We start from the raw sequence: 17,784 nt of genomic DNA, 5'->3' as shown, positions 1-17,784 counted from the left end.
TGCATTTGTCCTCTCAGTTGAAGGTTATTCGGTCATCCTGGCTCGAATGTCTTCATATTCCTAAAAGTTATATCAAATTCGTTTTAATTCATTTTAAAAACCAATCTCGCTGATTACACTCATTTGGACATCCATACTGCTAAACAGCCAAAAGCGATAGCAGAAGAACAATAAGCAGCAGCGGATACCCAAACGACATGATTGTCCTGAAAAATATTTCGAAAGTGTTTACGCCAGGCAGGCTTGCCATCACCGCTGTCGATAACGTCAACCTGACGGTTGAACAGGGACAGATTTACGGCATTATTGGTTACAGCGGGGCAGGTAAAAGCACCTTAATTCGTTTGCTTAATGGTCTGGAAAAACCGACCTCCGGCAGCGTAACGATTAACGGCCAGGATATCTCCGCCGCCTGTGGGGAATCGTTGCGTCAGGCACGGTTGAAAATCAGCATGGTGTTTCAGCACTTTAATTTACTGTGGTCACGGACCGTTAGCGAGAATATTGCTTTCTCTATGCAAATTGCCGGTGCGCCGAAAGCGATGATTAAGGCGCGAGTGGCCGAGCTGATTACCCTTGTCGGTCTGAGCGGTCGCGAAAATGCGTATCCATCGCAGCTCAGTGGTGGCCAAAAGCAGCGCGTAGGGATCGCCCGCGCGCTGGCGAATAATCCTGATGTACTGCTCTGTGACGAGGCTACGTCAGCCCTGGATCCGCAAACTACCGATCAGATCCTCGATTTACTGCTCGATATTAACCGTCGCTTCAAATTAACCATCGTGCTGATCACCCATGAAATGCACGTAGTACGCAAGATCTGCGATCGCGTGGCGGTCATGGAAAATGGCAAAGTCGTTGAAGAAGGCGACGTGCTTAGCGTCTTTACTCATCCGCAGCAGGCGATCACCCGACAGTTCGTTCGTCAGGTGAGTCAATACGCCGAGGAAGACGAATTCAACCCGCAGCTAGCCAGCGAACTTGGCGGCGTGGTGATCAAGCTTACGTTTACCGGGCAACGTACGCATCGGCCAGTGGTGGGTGAATTGACCCTACGCTATGGCCTGCCGTTTAACATTTTACACGGCAAGATGACGCAAACCGCACAAGGCGCTTTTGGTCAGCTCTGGGTGCACGTTGTGGCCTCTGAGGAACAATTGAACAATATTTTGGCCGACCTGCGCCAGAGCGACATTGAAGGCGAGGTGATTCAACATGGCTGAAGAACTTTTCCCGCATCTGAAGTGGGAACAACTGCTGGCAGCAACCCAGGAAACGCTCTACATGACAGCCCTTTCAGGCGCAGCGACCTTTATCTTGGGCATCGCGCTTGGTCTGGCATTGTTCCTGACCGCACGCGGTGGACTGTTTCACAATCGCGCGGTGTATAGCGGTATTTCGCTGGTGGTGAATATCTTTCGCTCGATCCCATTCATCATTTTGATCGTGCTGCTGATCCCGTTTACCAAAGCGATGGTCGGCACCATTCTCGGCGCCAATGCCGCGTTGCCTGCGCTGATTGTAGGGGCTGCGCCGTTTTATGCGCGGCTGGTCGAAATTGCTTTGCGTGAAGTCGATAAAGGCGTGATTGAAGCGACGCGTTCGATGGGCGCACGTCTGAGCACACTTATTTTTCGGGTTTTACTGCCGGAATCCTCTCCTGCTTTGGTGTCCGGCATCACCGTGACGCTGATTGCGCTGGTTAGCTACAGCGCGATGGCGGGGGTCATTGGCGCCGGTGGTTTAGGGAATTTGGCCTATCTGGAAGGCTTTCAACGCAACCACAGCGACGTCACGCTGGTGGCGACGGTGACGATTTTGCTCATTGTCTTCATCATCCAGCTTTGCGGCGATGTGATCACCTCTCTGTTAGATAAACGCTAATAAAATACGGAAACCATTATCATGAAAAAATCACTGACATTACTCGCCGCAGCAACCTTAAGCGCCCTGAGCTTTGCCTCGTGGGCAGATACGCTGACCGTTGGCGCGTCCAACGTGCCGCATGCGGAGATCCTCGAGCAGGCTAAGCCTATACTGGCGAAGCAGGGGATCGATCTGGAGATCAAACCGTTCCAGGATTACATTCTGCCGAACACCGCGCTGGCTGGTCGTGAGATTGACGCTAACTACTTCCAGCATATTCCGTACCTGAACAGCGTGATTAAAGATCATGCTGGCGATAAAACGTATGATTTCGTCAGCGCAGGAGCGATCCACATTGAGCCGATTGGTATTTATTCGAAAAAAGTGAAATCGCTTAAAGATTTGCCGGAAGGTGGCAAGGTCATCATGCGCGATGCGGTATCTGAGGAAGGCCGTATTCTGTCGATTTTCGAAAAAGAGGGCGTGATCAAACTGAAGCCGGGCGTAGATAAAGTGACCGCGCGCATTAGCGACATTGTTGAGAACCCGAAAAAACTGCAGTTCCTGCCTAACGTGGAAGCCGCGCTGTTGCCGCAGATGTATAACAATGATGAAGGCGATGCGGTGGTGATTAACGCTAACTACGCCATCGACGCCGGGCTGGATCCGGTGAAAGATCCGATTGCCGTTGAAAGCGGTGAAAACAACCCGTATGCCAATATCATTACCGTGCATCGCGGTGACGAGAAGAAAAAGGATATCGTGGCGCTGGTTGATGTGCTGCACTCCAAAGAGATCCAGGACTGGATCCGCACCAAATATAAAGGCGCGGTGATCCCGGTTAATAACTGATCCGCTTTTTGCCGGGTGGCGTACGAACGGTAACGTATCGATGACGTCAATCGATCCGGTTAACCATATGGCTATTGTGATTTTAGGTAACAGGGGACATTCACCAGTTGCAGGTCAGAAAGTGAATCCAAATGTATTTGTGAGTGGGTTACTCCCTGAGGTCACATACGGGTGGATTGTAGATCAGATATATGGTGCATTGAAATAACAATCAAGGAGGACTCCTTATAGGAGTCCTTTTTTTATATGGCTCCTCCACTAATAATTAAAGTTATAAAACTGGTCAGCCCAATTACCCACATTAATACTTCAAATTTAAATCCGATAGTTAATTTCGTGGGGAGTTCTTTAAAAAATATATACTCAGAGGTTTTTCTTTTACTACCATATTCAGTAGATAAAATCATTTTGCAAAAAGGTAACATTACCCTGACGTAAGAGAGGAAAAATATGGATTGATTTAAGTAATCATCTGTAAGTCTCAGTGGTATTTTGCTTTTTAGTATGAATAAATTGTTTATCTTTCTTGCTTGTGTTTTATTATATATTCTAAAAATAAATAATAAAATATAGGATATAATCATAACTACAAGAGCTGTCATCTGGATAAGACTTGCATTATTGCTTAAAAAGCTTTTCATATATAACTTCTCCATATTCTTTACTATATTTATCTCCTATATCTTCACCTACACTTTCCGCAGCTTTTGAACCAGCGATACCCACTGCCATTCCTGTGATAAGACATAATGCCGCACCAACACCGCCAACTTCTTCAGTTAATATTCCTAATACCCACATACAAGCCCTACGTCCTGCAATTCCCGCAATAGGTCCGACTAAGTTTCCGGCAGCTTGCTTAGCACCAAATTTACTGTATTCAACTATGGCAGTTTGGTAACACGCATCTTCCCGACCCTTTGAACATGCTTCATATACATTCTCTGAGTATCCTGAAAAATCTAGCCCAATACCAATATATCCTATCTTTTTAATTAACTGCATTACTTTTGCAGATTTCTCAATATATGAAGCATAACCCTCTATGGTACCAACACCAGTTTGATCCCATTTGTGAGTGATAGATCGCGTAGACAAACCCAATGCTTTTTTCAATACTTCATATTGAGGTAATCCCAATTGAGATTTACTAAAACGATTCAAGACGACATCTAATTGATTAAATAATATCTTTCTTCGTCCAAAAAACTCCTCGCCTGAGATGCGACCATTATTTTGTGAGTAAGTGGCTTGATATAATTTTTCAATGTCTTTAAGTATGTTATTTATTTCGTTATAATATTCACCCCCAATATCTTTAATATATCCCATTACATCACCTGATGTTCCAAGAGCACTACTATGAATTTGAGATGAAAAGATATCCACTGCTGTTTTATTATCATGTAATAGTATTGCTTCTTCATTTGATAATGGTTCAAGAGCTTTATCAATTTTATTTCTTGCTGTTTCAAGAGTCTGAATTTGTTTTGCATCTTGTTTTTTGGGGTCAGCAATAATTAAAATTGAACCCGGTTTTTTCTTCATGTCTGGATTTAATTTTTTATATAGTTCGCGCGTTCCCTCTGGCGGATTAATAAAAATATAAGGTTCATATGATGATGGTGTGGCCCCGTAAGGTAATACGCAAAATCCAGCATCTACAGGTTCGCGTGACGGTTCATCTTCATCTTCATCTTCTTCTACTGGACAGGATGGCCCCGGTCTCATAGTTAGCGGGGGTGGTGCGTTCTGTGGCGCTACAGACGCTACTCTGGTTACTGGTTGAGGAGCGGAGACAATTTTGCTTTCGTAATCGTATGACGCATAAATATACGAGTTAATAAATCGACATCTACACAAGCATGTTCCAACACTATGCGCAGTTCCGGCAGCACTTCTGCCATGAATAAAGTAACCAGGTTGTCCCCCCACTATTTGGTAAAGTTGTTTATCTGAGCCACATATATAGTGATCACCTTCACAAGCGGTTGGTTGCCCATTAATAATATGATTTGCACAACCAGTAACAATAGTTCCTCCACACGTTGTTTTATCGCCAACGATTAAAAAATATGCGCGTCCCATTTGCGTACTCCTTATTTTATTAAATTTAAATTCTCTGGGTTACAAAAAATCCATGAGTTTTCCCAGGTTGCCATATAAACACAATCATCTATTCTACTGGACTCCTTTAGTTTTATTCTATTGTATGCAATTAAACTTTGTTCTTTCAAATAATCAATATCATAACTACACAGTGATTTAGTATGATTTATGAAATCAGGAAATCTTTTTCTCCATATTTTACAAAACTCATCTGTTATCTTTTGAGGAATTTGTAATATTGGATGTTCGCTATCCTCAGTTATAATTCCAGGGTTATATTTGGCTGGGATTGTTACTTGAGCTAAATGATAATTTGAACTAATAATTTCATGCTCTTTATTAGCCCACAATCCGGCATGTAATAACAAATAATAATCGTCGGTTTTTTTAATCTGCTGATTATTCATCATCATTTCTTTAATATTGAAATCATCTAATGGATATACATCCCATTTTTCATTAAACCTCTGTGCTAAATATGTTGAATAAAATGCCGCGTCCATTTTTGAATAAAATATAGAAATGCCTTCAATATTCTTATCGTATTTTCGCCATAACGGCTCTAACATCTTTTCATTCTTATGTGTAGTCTTATTATGTATTCCAGTGATCCGACCTAAAACCCATAATTCATGCTCGCTTATGTACTGACAAACTTCTCTATTGCTTTGATAGAAATACATTTCAGAAACTTACTCATCGGTTAAAAGAACAATGAAAAACTAATTTTTATATCAATTATGTGATTCCTGTCGCATAAAACATAAAAAAGCCTGAATCTTTTTTTGAATGATTCAAGCTTTCAATAATTAATTTAATTAAAATATATTTTATAAATACGTTATGATTTTTTCCGATGCTTTTATTAACATGATTAACGATCTGCGACCTCCCGGAAAAATTTCTTATCCCAGGCCGGTCTGTTCCGCGCGTGCCATCGTTCTAAAAAATTTCCTGAAAAATAGTAGGATTCGCCTTTGACTTTAATTAAGTCTTTTTATCACACTTTTATTTAACTGCATATTGATCTCCTTTGCATAACGATTGCATCCAACCTGCATAACAGCGGGTGCTGTTACTATGAAATCGTATTCACGTAGTTGAGATTTCATAATTGTTAAATCAATCGTAAAATAATATGGTTACTATTAATTTTGGTCAAATTATAGTCGATTGTTTTGTTTGTTGTAGGTCTTATCCGGCCTACGACGTCATAGGCCGGGTAAAACGCGTTAGCGTTGTCATCCGGTACTCGGGTTACATTCGCTCAAGCCTCGCGGGTAGCCCCTGACGCACAGCGGCTCCTGAAACCCAATCCAGCCAGGTGTTAGCAACCTTTCGTGTCGGATCCGCAAAGCCCAGATCGTTGATATTGATTCCCGACGTTATCTTTTTATCAAACGGCATCGGCTCACCGTCGAGCGTATGCTGCGCAGCGCCCATCTCTTTATGTCCATAGCCATGCTCAATCGCGATTACCCCAGGCATCACGCCATGCAGTAAGCTGATTTGCGCTTCAACCTGACCGCCAGGTGTGGTGATACGCACGATATCGCCGTGTGCTAAACCATACCGCTTGCCGTCCTGCGGATTGAGCGCCACCAGATTAACCGGCTTCAGATGATGCAGGCGCGGGATCACGGCCGACGCACTGGACATGGTATTGGATTTAAAGGAAATCAGTTTCAGCGGCCACTCTTGTTCCGGGAACAACTCCTCGACCGCACGTCCATCAGACAGGCGCGAAGGATACCAGGCTGGGCAGCCGCTGTAACGCTCGCCGGTAATCGCATGGCGGTGCGCGGCGACGTTCGCATTCCAGATTTGTAGCGGCTTTTCCCACACATTGCCGACACGGTTATCGACCCGCCCGCTGTTATCCGGCGCAAAACGCCCGCCGCGGGAATAGATAAACGCCACCCGACTGATTTCATCTGCTTTCAGCGTTTGGGCGATCACCGGCAAGATTCGTTGCACCCCAGTCAGCGCGATATCATCTTCCCGCGCCTCTGCAACTGGCGCTTTACCCATAAAGGCAATGTTGGCGGCCAGCCGCAGATAATAATCTTCGGCGCGGTTGAGCGGATACTGATTGCCCTGCGGGTCGGTAATGGCATTGTCACCAAAGCCGGGGAGGCCAATGCGTTTTGCCACCGCGATGCAGAAAGCCTCCATCGAGGCCGGTTGACCGTCTGCGGTATTGCTGGTTGCGGCTCTGACGACCGGCCAACGCGCGGTGGTGGCTTTGCTGGCGACACCCGCCCATGGCGCACTGAATCCCCAGCTTTCGAAGTTATGGGTATCCGGCACGATGTAATCAGCAAGCGCCGTGGTTTCGTTCATAAAGGCGTCAATCGCGATAAACAGCGGTAGACGCGCAGGATCTTTGAGTTTCTCTTCCGCTACGCCGCGCAACCCTGCAATGCCGTAGAACGGGTTGGTCATATTGGAGATCCAGGCTTTCAGCGGATAAGGGTAACCTTCCAGTGCTGAAACCAGTAATTCGGTAAGCTGGCCTGCGACAAACGGATACCAGGGCGCTTTGGCCGGGAAGGGCGACTGCCCGGCGGCGACTTTGTTGCGGTACTCTTCGGAAGACTCATAGGCTGTCTTGCTGCGGGCGATGCTCAGACCTTTAGGTTTCACCTTCCCGGCAAAACTGTCCATATTGTAGCGCGGGCCGTCAGTTGCGCCGTTGAACTTACCGCCGCCGACGAACACGCCGCCTTCGAGGCTCAGGTTCCCGATCAACGCATTGAGCATCATTACCGACCAGGCATTATAAAAACCGTTACCCGCCATCATCCCGCCATGGGTGATCACTGCTGCTTTTCGTCCGTGACGGGTGAAAGCATCGGCCAGCGCGCCAATGTCTGCCTCAGAAACACCACACTGCTGGCTGTATTGCGCCATTGACAGTTTCTCAGCGGATTCTTTAAGACACTGGAAGCCACTTTTTACCGTGACCGTTTGCCCCCCGGCCAGCGTGACTTCACGGGAGATGAACAGTTGGGCACGTTGGCAACTGCTGGCGGCGACGATCTCTCCGGCTTCGTTAATGACTGTTGGTTCGTTGGCGGCGTCTGCGCGTAAATGCGCCAGCGTTAAATGCTGACCGGCGAGCGTTGGAATTTCATCGGTAATGACCAGATGGGTGGCGTTGGTCCAGCTTTTTTCCCCGGCCTGCTTCATGGCCTGTACGTCAGGAATAGCCAGGTAATCAGCGTTATAGCGCTGCTTTTCAATTATCCAGCGGATCATCCCCATCGCCAGTGCGGAGTCCGTCCCTGGGCGTACGGGCTGCCAGTGTCCACGATCGTCGGCAAGCACTGTCGTTAGCGGTAGGGCTGGTGCAACCACAACATAGCGGAAGTCATCACGTAAACGGGCGCTGGCGAGCTGGCGAGCCTGGCGTTTAAACGGGTTGCCGGATTGTGCTGGAGACGTCCCCATAAACAACGCAAATTCGACATTATCCCAGTCGGGTTTTACGTGGGTATTTTTATCCAGATCGCCCATCAATGCGCCAGATCCGGCACGATAGGCCAGACCACAGTATGCGCCATGGGCACCGAAGTTTTTGCTGCCGAAACTGTTTAGGGCAAAGCGACGCAAAAATGTATCACGTCCTTCATCACTGGTATTGGTGACCAGTAGCTGATTGGATTTTGGGCCGAAACCAGGGTGTCGGGCATCAATCGGCGTATCGGGATCGTGGATCGCCCGCAGACCGTCAACGTGCCCTTCGCCAAACAGATCGCCGCCTTCCACCACTTCTTTGATCAGTTGCTCAAAGCTGATGCGCTGCCATTTGCCTTCCCCACGTTTACCCACGCGTTTCATCGGCTCCAGAATGCGCAGCGGGCTGTACAGGCCTTCAAGTAAGGTGGCGCCACGGGCGCAGGCAGTGGAGCGGGCATCAAGGCCGGTTTCGCCCGCCAGTTGTTCCATCGCGGCGGCAAAGGGAACAGAGGAGTCAATGTGGTGTTCGTGAGATAGCGGATGGTACGGGTTGCCCGCAATACGCAACACTTTGCCTTGTTCGTTATCAACACGGACACGCACGCCACATTGCGTCCAGCAGCCGAAGCACTGCGTCATGGAGATAACCTGCTGCGGGTTCTGTTGCCAGCGCGTTTGGGCATGTGCTTCGGGGATGAGTGCATTACCAAAGATACGGTCGCGGGTTATTTTTCCTGATGTTCCGTCAAGCAAACCATCAATCGCACGCTTTGCCACGTCCCGATAACTCAGGCCGAAGGTCACCATGCCCCCGACGGCTAGACCGACTTTAAGCCACTGACGACGAGTTAAATTAGCCATGTTGCATTCTCCTTGTGATCGCGTTCAAGGCTTCACGAACCATAATGATCAGTGCGACCCACAGGCCAAAAGTGCCAAGAATAGCCAGCCAGCCATCTGTGCCACCGGGCAGGGTATAGGGGTTAAACTGGGCGTTAAATTTCGGTACGGTCTGTACCTGAATGAGTAATGTCCAGCGCATCAGCCAGCACAATGCCATTGCACTTATTGCCAGCGAAATACGTAATGGCAGTGATAACGGATGGCGTAACGCCAGAGCGCAAAGACCCAGTGAGATAACCCAAAGTGCAATCCAGCCGTTGGCGTAATGCCGCGCGGAAGCCACCACATCCAGCCACTGGCGAATTGCTGACCCCGATAGCGTGTTGCCACTTGTCCATACCACCACCACGATAGCCAGCGCGCACAGCGTGACTATCTGTCCCCATGCCAGTTTGCGCGGTAATGTTATCCCTGCGGTTTTCACCGTGGCGATAAGCAGAGCAAGGAAGGTTTGCAGGGCACTGAGGAACATCGCTACCGGGAAGGCGTAGCTGAACCAGATCGGACGCGCCTCGACAATCGAGACCTCGCGACCGGTATAGACCAACAGTCCAATCGCCGATAGCGCACTTCCCACGGCCAACCATTTAGTGACGCTGTAACTTTTTGCGGTTAATCGCTTAATCTGCTGTGCTATAAACCACAGCCCTAAAAACCCGGTGAACAGCGGTAAAAATAGCGCCCCCCACGGCATCCATGACCATGGCGTCGGAAAGGCATAGAAATGCCAGACGCGTGCCGTCTGGTGTAAATCAGCGGTTAGCGCCAGCGGTGCGGTAATCGCGCTGGTCAGGGCAATTAACAGCGTCAGGTTTTCCAGTTCCGGCGCCTCTTGTTTGCGCCAGTGAAGCACGCAAGCAAACAGTGCGGCGCAGGCGGCAATGCCGATAAAAAAGAAATATTGCACAGCCCAGGGTAACCAGCTTACGTCCTGGGGATGCGTCAGAACCTCTTCGATAATCAGGGTAGGGTTCATTTAAACCTCCTGCCAGAGCGCGGGCTGGGCACGCCCCATTAATGGTGTCACAAAGGCCTCATCCAGGCCCAGATAGAACACGTGCGGCGAGGTGCCACTTTCCGGTTTCAGGACCTTGATGGCGTCATGATGTTGCTGCAGCATTTGAGAAATCCGGCTGTGTGGATCCTTTATATCGCCGATGATGCGTGCGCCGCCAACGCACGACTCCACGCAGGCCGGGAGCAGGCCCGCTTCCAGTCGATGAACGCAAAAAGTGCATTTATCGGCGGTTTGCGTTTCATGGTTGATAAACCGTGCGTCGTATGGGCAGGCCTGCACACAGTAGGCACAGCCAACACAGCGCGTGTTGTCGACAACCACAATGCCATCTTCGCGTTGGAAGGTGGCCTGTACCGGGCAAACGGGGACGCAGGGGGGATTATCACAATGGTTGCACAGGCGCGGCAGCAGGACGTTGGTGACGCTTTGCTGGCCTTCAAGTTGCACCTGATATTGATTAACGTTGGTACGAAACTCACCTTGCGGCGTCTGGTTTTCAATCGCGCAACTCACGGTGCAGGCCTGGCAGCCGATACACCGACGCAGATCGACCAGCATGCCGTAGCGATGCTGAGGTGATCCTTCATGCCGCTCAGGCGAAAAGGGAAACTGGGCCTGTGCCAGGGGAACCAGTGATGCGCCAGCGGTCAGGACGCCAAGTTGCTGGAGAAACTGCCGTTTACTGCTGTCCATATTTTCTCCCGTCACGATGCAACAACGAAACATTGGCCACGCCGTTGATTGCGTGTGATGAATAAAGAACCTCGATGATTTACAGTGTAAAAATCGTGACGGGGAGTACTCTATTGTGGTTAACCACATACCCGGCTAGTTGTTGATCTAAAACAACATAATTGACAGGGATAATTCAGTGGGATGTAACATCGTTCGATGCCTGACGGTATTGGCCTCCGTGTGGATGCTCAGCAGCGTGGCGTGGGCAGATTCGTGGAATGTGGGTGTTTTGGCGATGCGTGGAGAGGTCTCTACACGTACCCACTGGCAACCGCTGGAAACCCTGTTAAATCAGCAAATTCCGGGTGAACAGTTTCATATTCAACCGCTGGATCTGCAGCAGATGCAGGAGGCGGTTAACCGTGGAACCGTCCAGTTTGTGGTCACCAATCCTGCACAATTCGTGCAGCTAAACAGCCATGCCGCACTTCGCTGGCTGGCGTCATTACGCTCCACACGTGGTGGAAAGGCAACCAGCAACGTGATTGGCAGTGCTGTCCTCGTCAGGCGCGACAGCGGGATTGGGAATGCACACGATCTGATTGGTAAAACGGTAGGTGCCATTGATGCCCAGGCATTTGGCGGGTATTTGCTGGGATACAAAGCACTCAGTGATGCTGGCTTGCGCCCTGAGCGTGATTTACGTCTGACGTTTACCGGTTTTCCTGCCGATGCCTTGCTGTATTTATTACGTGAAAAAGCGGTTCAAGCGGTGATTGTGCCCGTGTGTCTGCTGGAAAAAATGGATGAAGAAGGGCTAATCCGCAAAGCGGACTTTAGGGCTGTGATAACCTATCCAACGTCAATTCCTTGCGTAACCAGCACGCCGCTCTATCCTGACTGGTCGTTTGCTGCTTTGCCCGCGGTCAGTGATGAACTGGCCGATCGTGTCACGCGGGTACTGTTTAATGCGCCACAAAACGCCGTCTTTCGTTGGGGCGCGCCGGCCTCGACCCGCGAAGTAGAAGCCTTGCTGCGTGATGTCCGTCAGCACCCACAGCAGCGCCAACTGTGGCTGGATGTCAAAAGCTGGTTTATTCAACATCGTCTGGCCATGGGGGCGGCGGGTATCGTCCTGTTGTTGCTGACGCTCAATTACATCTGGGTCATGCTGTTGGTCCGCCGGCGCGGAAGACTGCTTGAGCGTAATAATGTGCTGTTGCGCAAACAGGAACAGGCGCTGGAAACCGCGCGTCAAATGAGTGTGCTGGGGGAAATGACGTCCGGATTCGCTCATGAACTCAACCAACCGCTTTCGGCTATCCGCCATTATGCCCAGGGCAGTCTGATTCGTCTGCGCGGCCAGGATCAGCAGCATCCGTTGTTACCCGCCCTTGAACAGATTGACGTGCAGGCGCAGCGGGGGGCCGATACGCTACGCAATTTACGTCAGTGGGTCAGTCAGGCGCAGGGAAATCCGGTGATGACCGACGACTGGGAGCCCATTAACGTTCATGATGCGATCCATCATGTCTGGCAGTTATTACGCATGGCACAGCAATTCCCGACGGTAGCGTTACAAACGCAGGTCGACAATTCGTTTACGGTTACGCTGCCGACCGTTTTGCTGGAGCAGGTTCTGGCTAATCTGGTACTAAACGCGGCCCAGGCCGGGGCGAAAACGGTGTGGTTCTCAGCGTGCAGTGAGGAGCATGGTGTGCGCATTCTGGTGCAGGATAACGCCGGAGGGATCGACGATGCGCAGTTATATCAGGCATTCCAGCCCTTTATGACCACCCGCAAGGAAGGTATGGGACTCGGGCTGGCCATTTGTCAGCGACTGGTTCGCTATGCAAATGGCGACATTAGCATCAAAAATCACCCAGCACCTGACGGTCTGGCGGGCGTAGTGGTGACATTACATTTTAAGCAAATACAGGAAGGAGGACGTCGTGGCAATAATTCATCTGTTGGATGACGATGTAGCGGTTACTCAGGCCTGTGCATTTTTACTGGAAAGTATGGGGTATGAGGTACGTTGCTGGGAGCAGGGCGAAACGTTTTTGGCTCAGGCCGATCTGCACCAGGTCGGCGTATTGCTGCTGGATATGCGCATGCCGGTACTGGATGGACATGCCGTGCATGAAGCAATGCGTCAGCGCGAGAGCACCCTGGCGGTGGTATTCCTTACCGGGCATGGTGATGTGCCCATGGCGGTTGAACAAATGAAGCGCGGAGCCGTAGATTTCTTACAGAAGCCGGTTTCAGCCGCGCCGCTACAGGCTGCGCTGGAAAATGCTGTGCAGGCCTCGGCAGCGGCTTTTTCGCGACAGGAAATTGTTGCTTGTTATCAGCAACTTACACCGAAGGAGCGAGAACTGGCGAATCTGGTTGCAAAGGGATTGATAAATCGGGAAATCGCCGATGCCATGAATATTGCCGTTCGCACGGTTGAAGTGCATCGGGCGCGGGTGATGGAAAAAATGCGGGCCGGAAGCCTCGCCGAGCTGGTAAATCGACTTCAGCGGATCCAGTAAAATTGTGACATTTATTTGATTTTCATTGGATTTTGTCTAATTCGCCAGAGTGATATATGCTGTGGGTTTGAGTTAATGACGAGCGGGTGAATATGGGAAATCAGACCAAAGACGACGAGCTGTACCGCGAGATGTGCAGAGTAGTCGGTAAAGTAGTGCTGGAAATGCGCGATCTGGGGCAAGAGCCTAAGCATATCGTCATTGCTGGCGTACTGAGAACAACCCTCGCCAATCAGCGTGTGAAGCGCAGTGAGTTAGAAAAACAGGCCATGGAGACGGTGATTAAAGCATTGGCCGGTTAATCCATAAAAGAGGGCGGTAGAATTATTCTGCCGTCCTCTTATTTTAATCTTCGTTATCTTCCAATAAATATAATTTAGTTCGGTCACTAAAATTACAAATTCCGTTATATATTTTATTGCATATCGATTGGTATATAACACAATATTTGTGATTGCACTCCCAAATATTTTCATGCATATGAAATGTTATTTCAATCTCGCTTAATGATAATAAATATCACTCCACATTAATTATTTTCCTTCCGATTTTTAATTGATAACGATCAAGGTTACAGGGGGGGAATAACCACATTATTTATTCACCTAACCCTAAAGGATTATACCCGAGTTTAGGGTATGGATTGATTCAGTTTAACCACCGTCATCTGTGCGATCAGGTTAGGGCAAAAATTCACGTGTTGTTGGCAACATTTATGGCCGATTTGACCTGATCTGCATTCATTAAAATTAGCCTGGATCTGTTGCTACTACAGCGTTTGCGAAGAGGATGCGAAATAAATGAACCAGGTTGATCGTCCATTTTTAGATTGTGGTTTAACGCGGCTTGAGTTTCTGCGTATATCAGGGAAGGGTCTGGCAGGATTAACGATTGCCCCAGCTCTGCTATCCCTTTTGGGTTGTAAGCAGGAAGATATCGATAGCGGCACCGTCGGACTTATCAATACGCCGAAAGGGGTGCTGGTGACTCAACGAGCCCGCTGTACTGGCTGCCACCGCTGTGAAATTTCCTGTACTAATTATAACGATGGCGCTGTTGGCACTTTTTTTTCCCGCATCAAAATTCATCGTAACTACTTCTTTGGCGATGATGGAGTCGGGTCCGGTGGCGGGTTGTACGGCGATTTAAACTATACAGCAGATACCTGCCGTCAGTGTAAAGATCCCCAGTGCATGAAAGTCTGCCCGATTGGCGCAATTACCTGGAAACAGGAAGACGGTTGCATTGCCGTAGATCATAAACGCTGTATTGGCTGCAGTGCCTGTACCACGGCCTGCCCATGGATGATGGCGACCGTTAATACCGTAACGAAGAAATCCTCAAAATGTGTTTTATGCGGGGAATGCGCTAATGCTTGTCCGACTGGGGCATTAAAAATTATTGAGTGGAAAGATATTACTGTTTGATGGATAGCAGGGCTGCCTGATACGCGTCATTTATTGCCAGAAAAATCGCAGTTTTTGAATAAAAGAACTGCCTGAAAGGTGGCGAGTATATCTATCGAACCTTCTTGCAAAGGAAAACATGATGGCTAATGGTTGGACAGGTAATATTTTACGGGTCAATCTCACCACGGGTAATATCACCGTTGAAGATTCCAGTAAATTTAAGAAATTTGTCGGTGGGATGGGCTTTGGCTATAAAATTATGTACGACGAAGTTCAGCCAGGCACTAAACCTTTTGATGAAGGAAATAAACTGGTTTTCGCGACCGGGCCGCTAACCGGTTCAGGCGCACCCTGCAGTTCTCGTGTCAATATCACCTCATTATCGACATTTACCAAAGGCAATTTAGTGGTCGATGCCCATATGGGCGGTTTCTTTGCCGCACAAATGAAATTCGCGGGTTACGACGCCATTATTATCGAAGGGAAATCACCTTCTCCGGTTTGGATCAACATCAAAGACGATAAGGTCAGCATCGAAAAAGCGGACTTCATATGGGGTAAGGGTACGCGCGCAACCACAGAAGAAATTTGCCGTATCACCAGCCCGGAAACCTGCGTTGCAGCCATTGGTCAGGCGGGTGAAAATCTTGTTCCGCTTTCCTGCATGATTAACAGCCGTAACCACAGTGGCGGGGCCGGTACTGGCGCAGTCATGGGGTCGAAAAACCTGAAGGCCATTGCGGTAGAAGGGACCCAGGGGGTCAATATCGCCGATCGCAAAGAGATGAAGCGGCTTAATGACTACATGATGACCGAACTTATCGGCGCCAACAATAACCATGTTGTGCCGAGCACGCCGCAGGCCTGGGCTGAATACTCTTCACCTAATTCGCGCTGGACGGCTCGCAAAGGGTTGTTCTGGGGCGCTGCGGAAGGTGGGCCAATCGAAACGGGGGAAATTCCACCGGGAAACCAGAATACTGTCGGTTTTCGTACCTATAAATCCGTATTTGATCTCGGCCCGGCCGCTGAGAAGTACACCGTCAAAATGAGTGGCTGCCATTCATGTCCAATTCGCTGTATGTCGCAACTCAATGTTCCCCGTGTGAAAGACTTTGGTGTGCCGAGTACCGGCGGAAATACCTGCGTGGCGAACTTTGTACATACCACTATTTTCCCGAATGGGCCGAAAGATTTTGACGATAAAGACGATGGGCGCGTCGTAGGAAACCTGGTTGGCCTGAACCTGTTTGACGATTATGGCATCTGGTGTAACTACGGGCAGTTGCACCGTGACTTTACTTACTGCTATTCGAAAGGTGTTTTTAAGCGTGTGCTGCCAGCAGAGGAGTATGCAGAGATCCGTTGGGATCAACTGGAGGCAGGCGATCCGAACTTTATCAAAGATTTCTACTATCGACTGGCGCATCGCGTAGGCGAACTTAGCCACCTTGCGGATGGCTCGTATGCCATTGCTGAGCGCTGGGATCTGGGCGAAGAGTACTGGGGTTACGCGAAGAACAAACTGTGGTCGCCGTTTGGTTTCCCTGTTCACCATGCGAACGAAGCCTCGGCGCAGGTGGGGGCGATCACCAACTGTATGTTCAACCGCGACTGTATGGCGCATACCCATATCAACTTTATCGGCTCCGGTTTACCGCTGGCGCTACAGCGTGAAGTGGCGGGCGAACTGTTTGGTTCACAGGATGCATACGATGAAACCAAAAACTACACCCCGATTAATGCCGCCAAAATCAAATACGCCAAATGGACGCTGCTGAAAGTCTGCCTGCACAATGCGGTTACGCTGTGTAACTGGGTCTGGCCAATGACAGTTTCGCCACTGAAGAGCCGAAACTATCGCGGAGACCTCGATCTGGAAGCGAAATTCTTCCAGGCCGTAACGGGGGATGAAACAACTCAGGCGAGTCTGGATTTGGCCGCGGAGCGCATTTTTACCCTGCATCGTGCTTATACAGTCAAGTTGATGCAAACCATGGATATGCGTAATGAGCACGACCTGATCTGCTCCTGGGTGTTCGATAAAGATCCGAAGATCCCGGTCTTTACCGAAGGGACCGACAAGATGGACCGGGAAGATATGCGTCAGTCGCTTACGATGTTCTATCAGGAAATGGGCTGGGACCCGGCGTTGGGCTGCCCAACTCGCGACACCCTTCACCGCCTCGGCCTTGAGGATGTGGCAGCCGACCTGGCTGCACACAATCTGTTGCCGGCGTAAGGAACGCAGATGACGTACGTGAGTAACGACCTGGCCGCTGCAGAGAATGTGCATGGTGACGACGTGGATAGCCAAAAGAGACAGTGGCTGCATGCGTTACGCCAGCCTGCCGCACACCGGAGTTCGTCATTAATTCAGGAACCCACCACCCCGGAGTCGATAGTGGCGGATTTTATCCGCCAGCATTCTGCTTCAGGTCAACTGGTGGCACGCAGCGTGTTTCTGTTGCCACCTTATTCGGTTCCTGAAAGTGACCTGGCGACGCTGCTGGACACGATGTGCCAGCACGCATCCGACGCAGATATTATCTGTATCCAGGGCTCAGAGGATACCTACTTCTACTCGACGCAAACCATGACGGCAAACTATGCCGGGATGTGTGTGCAGGTGGTGGAAAATGATATCTGCCATGCCATTGCAGAAGCGGTACGTTTTGACTGCCAAACGTATCCTCGCCCCTATAAGGTCGCCATGCTGGCGCAGCCGCCATACCACTTTGAACCTGAGCAGGTTACGGCGGCGCTCACGGCAATGGAAACGCATCCTGATTATGCAGACATACGTGCTGTGGAATCGTCGAATGCGGAACCTTATCTGTTTAGCGAGCGCTTTATGAGTTACGGCAAAGCGTATGGCCTGTGCGAATGGCTTGAGGTTGAGCAGTATCAGAACCCCTGAATTTTTCAGGTTGATGTCATGGAACGTGTGGACGAT

At 49.4% G+C, this 17,784-nt stretch carries 15 protein-coding genes and 1 pseudogene; 10 read left to right on the top strand and 6 right to left on the bottom strand.

What is annotated here, in order from left to right:
- The first annotated feature begins 197 nt into the window (after positions 1-197).
- From I6L54_RS14760 to I6L54_RS14745, 4 genes and pseudogenes are all read left to right on the top strand, one after another.
- The gene (locus I6L54_RS14760; protein WP_040233736.1) at positions 198-1,220 is read left to right on the top strand and encodes a methionine ABC transporter ATP-binding protein; all 1,023 of its coding nucleotides are present in this window, start codon (positions 198-200) and stop codon (positions 1,218-1,220) included.
- Complete coding sequence (locus I6L54_RS14755) at positions 1,213-1,881, top strand: methionine ABC transporter permease (RefSeq protein ID WP_005120223.1); 669 nt, start codon at positions 1,213-1,215, stop codon at positions 1,879-1,881. The genes I6L54_RS14760 and I6L54_RS14755 overlap by 8 nt, the downstream gene beginning before the upstream one ends.
- Before the next feature lie 21 nt (positions 1,882-1,902).
- A complete protein-coding gene (locus I6L54_RS14750; protein ID WP_040233739.1) occupies positions 1,903-2,715 on the top strand; it encodes a MetQ/NlpA family ABC transporter substrate-binding protein in 813 nt (270 codons plus the stop codon).
- Positions 2,716-2,728: 13 nt separating this feature from the next.
- Positions 2,729-2,923: pseudogene (locus I6L54_RS14745) on the top strand (penicillin binding protein PBP4B); the annotation flags it as partial.
- A 34-nt stretch (positions 2,924-2,957) separates the two neighbouring features.
- On the opposite strand, the gene I6L54_RS14740 reads toward I6L54_RS14745, so the two are convergent.
- From I6L54_RS14740 to ttrB, 6 genes are all read right to left on the bottom strand, one after another.
- Complete coding sequence (locus I6L54_RS14740; protein ID WP_040233740.1) at positions 2,958-3,356, bottom strand: hypothetical protein; 399 nt, start codon at positions 3,354-3,356, stop codon at positions 2,958-2,960.
- Entirely contained in the window at positions 3,334-4,803 is a 1,470-nt protein-coding gene (locus tag I6L54_RS14735; RefSeq protein ID WP_072041513.1) for a PAAR domain-containing protein, read from the bottom strand. The genes I6L54_RS14740 and I6L54_RS14735 overlap by 23 nt, the downstream gene beginning before the upstream one ends.
- 11 nt (positions 4,804-4,814) lie before the next feature.
- Positions 4,815-5,393: a hypothetical protein gene (locus I6L54_RS14730; RefSeq protein ID WP_223236937.1), complete on the bottom strand. Its 579-nt coding sequence runs from the start codon at positions 5,391-5,393 to the stop codon at positions 4,815-4,817.
- Positions 5,394-6,081: 688 nt separating this feature from the next.
- Complete coding sequence (ttrA, locus tag I6L54_RS14725; protein ID WP_040233746.1) at positions 6,082-9,147, bottom strand: tetrathionate reductase subunit TtrA; 3,066 nt, start codon at positions 9,145-9,147, stop codon at positions 6,082-6,084.
- Entirely contained in the window at positions 9,140-10,165 is a 1,026-nt protein-coding gene (gene ttrC, locus I6L54_RS14720) for a tetrathionate reductase subunit TtrC (RefSeq protein ID WP_040233748.1), read from the bottom strand. Before ttrC ends, ttrA begins: the two co-directional genes overlap by 8 nt.
- Entirely contained in the window at positions 10,166-10,900 is a 735-nt protein-coding gene (gene ttrB, locus I6L54_RS14715) for a tetrathionate reductase subunit TtrB (protein WP_005122827.1), read from the bottom strand.
- A 226-nt stretch (positions 10,901-11,126) separates the two neighbouring features.
- Between ttrB and ttrS the strand changes: the two genes are divergently transcribed.
- From ttrS to I6L54_RS14685, 6 genes are all read left to right on the top strand, one after another.
- Positions 11,127-12,860 carry a tetrathionate respiration histidine kinase TtrS gene (gene ttrS, locus I6L54_RS14710; protein WP_137378468.1) on the top strand — a complete coding sequence of 578 codons (1,734 nt, stop codon included), beginning with the start codon at positions 11,127-11,129 and terminating at the stop codon, positions 12,858-12,860.
- Entirely contained in the window at positions 12,835-13,419 is a 585-nt protein-coding gene (gene ttrR, locus I6L54_RS14705; protein ID WP_005122830.1) for a tetrathionate respiration response regulator TtrR, read from the top strand. The genes ttrS and ttrR overlap by 26 nt, the downstream gene beginning before the upstream one ends.
- Before the next feature lie 92 nt (positions 13,420-13,511).
- Positions 13,512-13,721 (top strand): fumarate hydratase FumD, encoded by a 210-nt coding sequence (gene fumD, locus I6L54_RS14700; RefSeq protein WP_040233753.1) that lies wholly within the window; start codon positions 13,512-13,514, stop codon positions 13,719-13,721.
- Positions 13,722-14,219: 498 nt separating this feature from the next.
- Positions 14,220-14,846 carry a ferredoxin-like protein gene (locus I6L54_RS14695; RefSeq protein ID WP_005122832.1) on the top strand — a complete coding sequence of 209 codons (627 nt, stop codon included), beginning with the start codon at positions 14,220-14,222 and terminating at the stop codon, positions 14,844-14,846.
- Between the two features lie 121 nt (positions 14,847-14,967).
- Positions 14,968-17,070, top strand: a complete 2,103-nt coding sequence (locus I6L54_RS14690; RefSeq protein ID WP_005122834.1) for an aldehyde ferredoxin oxidoreductase — start codon at positions 14,968-14,970, stop codon at positions 17,068-17,070.
- Between the two features lie 9 nt (positions 17,071-17,079).
- Positions 17,080-17,748, top strand: a complete 669-nt coding sequence (locus I6L54_RS14685) for a YdhW family putative oxidoreductase system protein (protein WP_005122835.1) — start codon at positions 17,080-17,082, stop codon at positions 17,746-17,748.
- The last annotated feature ends 36 nt before the right edge of the window (positions 17,749-17,784 follow it).

Source organism: Citrobacter pasteurii, assembly GCF_019047765.1.
In the GTDB taxonomy this organism is placed as follows: domain Bacteria; phylum Pseudomonadota; class Gammaproteobacteria; order Enterobacterales; family Enterobacteriaceae; genus Citrobacter; species Citrobacter pasteurii.
The sequence above is the reverse complement of the archived record's forward strand: the minus strand, read 5'-3'. Positions and strand labels throughout refer to the sequence as shown.

Excerpts from the sequence above, each read along its gene's own strand:
- I6L54_RS14760 (WP_040233736.1), top strand. The coding sequence starts at position 198 with ATGATTGTCCTGAAAAATATTTCGAAAGTGTTTACGCCAGGCAGGCTT.
- I6L54_RS14755 (WP_005120223.1), top strand. The coding sequence starts at position 1,213 with ATGGCTGAAGAACTTTTCCCGCATCTGAAGTGGGAACAACTGCTGGCA.
- I6L54_RS14750 (WP_040233739.1), top strand. The coding sequence starts at position 1,903 with ATGAAAAAATCACTGACATTACTCGCCGCAGCAACCTTAAGCGCCCTG.
- I6L54_RS14740 (WP_040233740.1), bottom strand. The coding sequence starts at position 3,356 with ATGAAAAGCTTTTTAAGCAATAATGCAAGTCTTATCCAGATGACAGCT.
- I6L54_RS14735 (WP_072041513.1), bottom strand. The coding sequence starts at position 4,803 with ATGGGACGCGCATATTTTTTAATCGTTGGCGATAAAACAACGTGTGGA.
- I6L54_RS14730 (WP_223236937.1), bottom strand. The coding sequence starts at position 5,393 with ATGTTAGAGCCGTTATGGCGAAAATACGATAAGAATATTGAAGGCATT.
- ttrA (WP_040233746.1), bottom strand. The coding sequence starts at position 9,147 with ATGGCTAATTTAACTCGTCGTCAGTGGCTTAAAGTCGGTCTAGCCGTC.
- ttrC (WP_040233748.1), bottom strand. The coding sequence starts at position 10,165 with ATGAACCCTACCCTGATTATCGAAGAGGTTCTGACGCATCCCCAGGAC.
- ttrB (WP_005122827.1), bottom strand. The coding sequence starts at position 10,900 with ATGGACAGCAGTAAACGGCAGTTTCTCCAGCAACTTGGCGTCCTGACC.
- ttrS (WP_137378468.1), top strand. The coding sequence starts at position 11,127 with ATGCTCAGCAGCGTGGCGTGGGCAGATTCGTGGAATGTGGGTGTTTTG.
- fumD (WP_040233753.1), top strand. The coding sequence starts at position 13,512 with ATGGGAAATCAGACCAAAGACGACGAGCTGTACCGCGAGATGTGCAGA.
- I6L54_RS14695 (WP_005122832.1), top strand. The coding sequence starts at position 14,220 with ATGAACCAGGTTGATCGTCCATTTTTAGATTGTGGTTTAACGCGGCTT.
- I6L54_RS14690 (WP_005122834.1), top strand. The coding sequence starts at position 14,968 with ATGGCTAATGGTTGGACAGGTAATATTTTACGGGTCAATCTCACCACG.
- I6L54_RS14685 (WP_005122835.1), top strand. The coding sequence starts at position 17,080 with ATGACGTACGTGAGTAACGACCTGGCCGCTGCAGAGAATGTGCATGGT.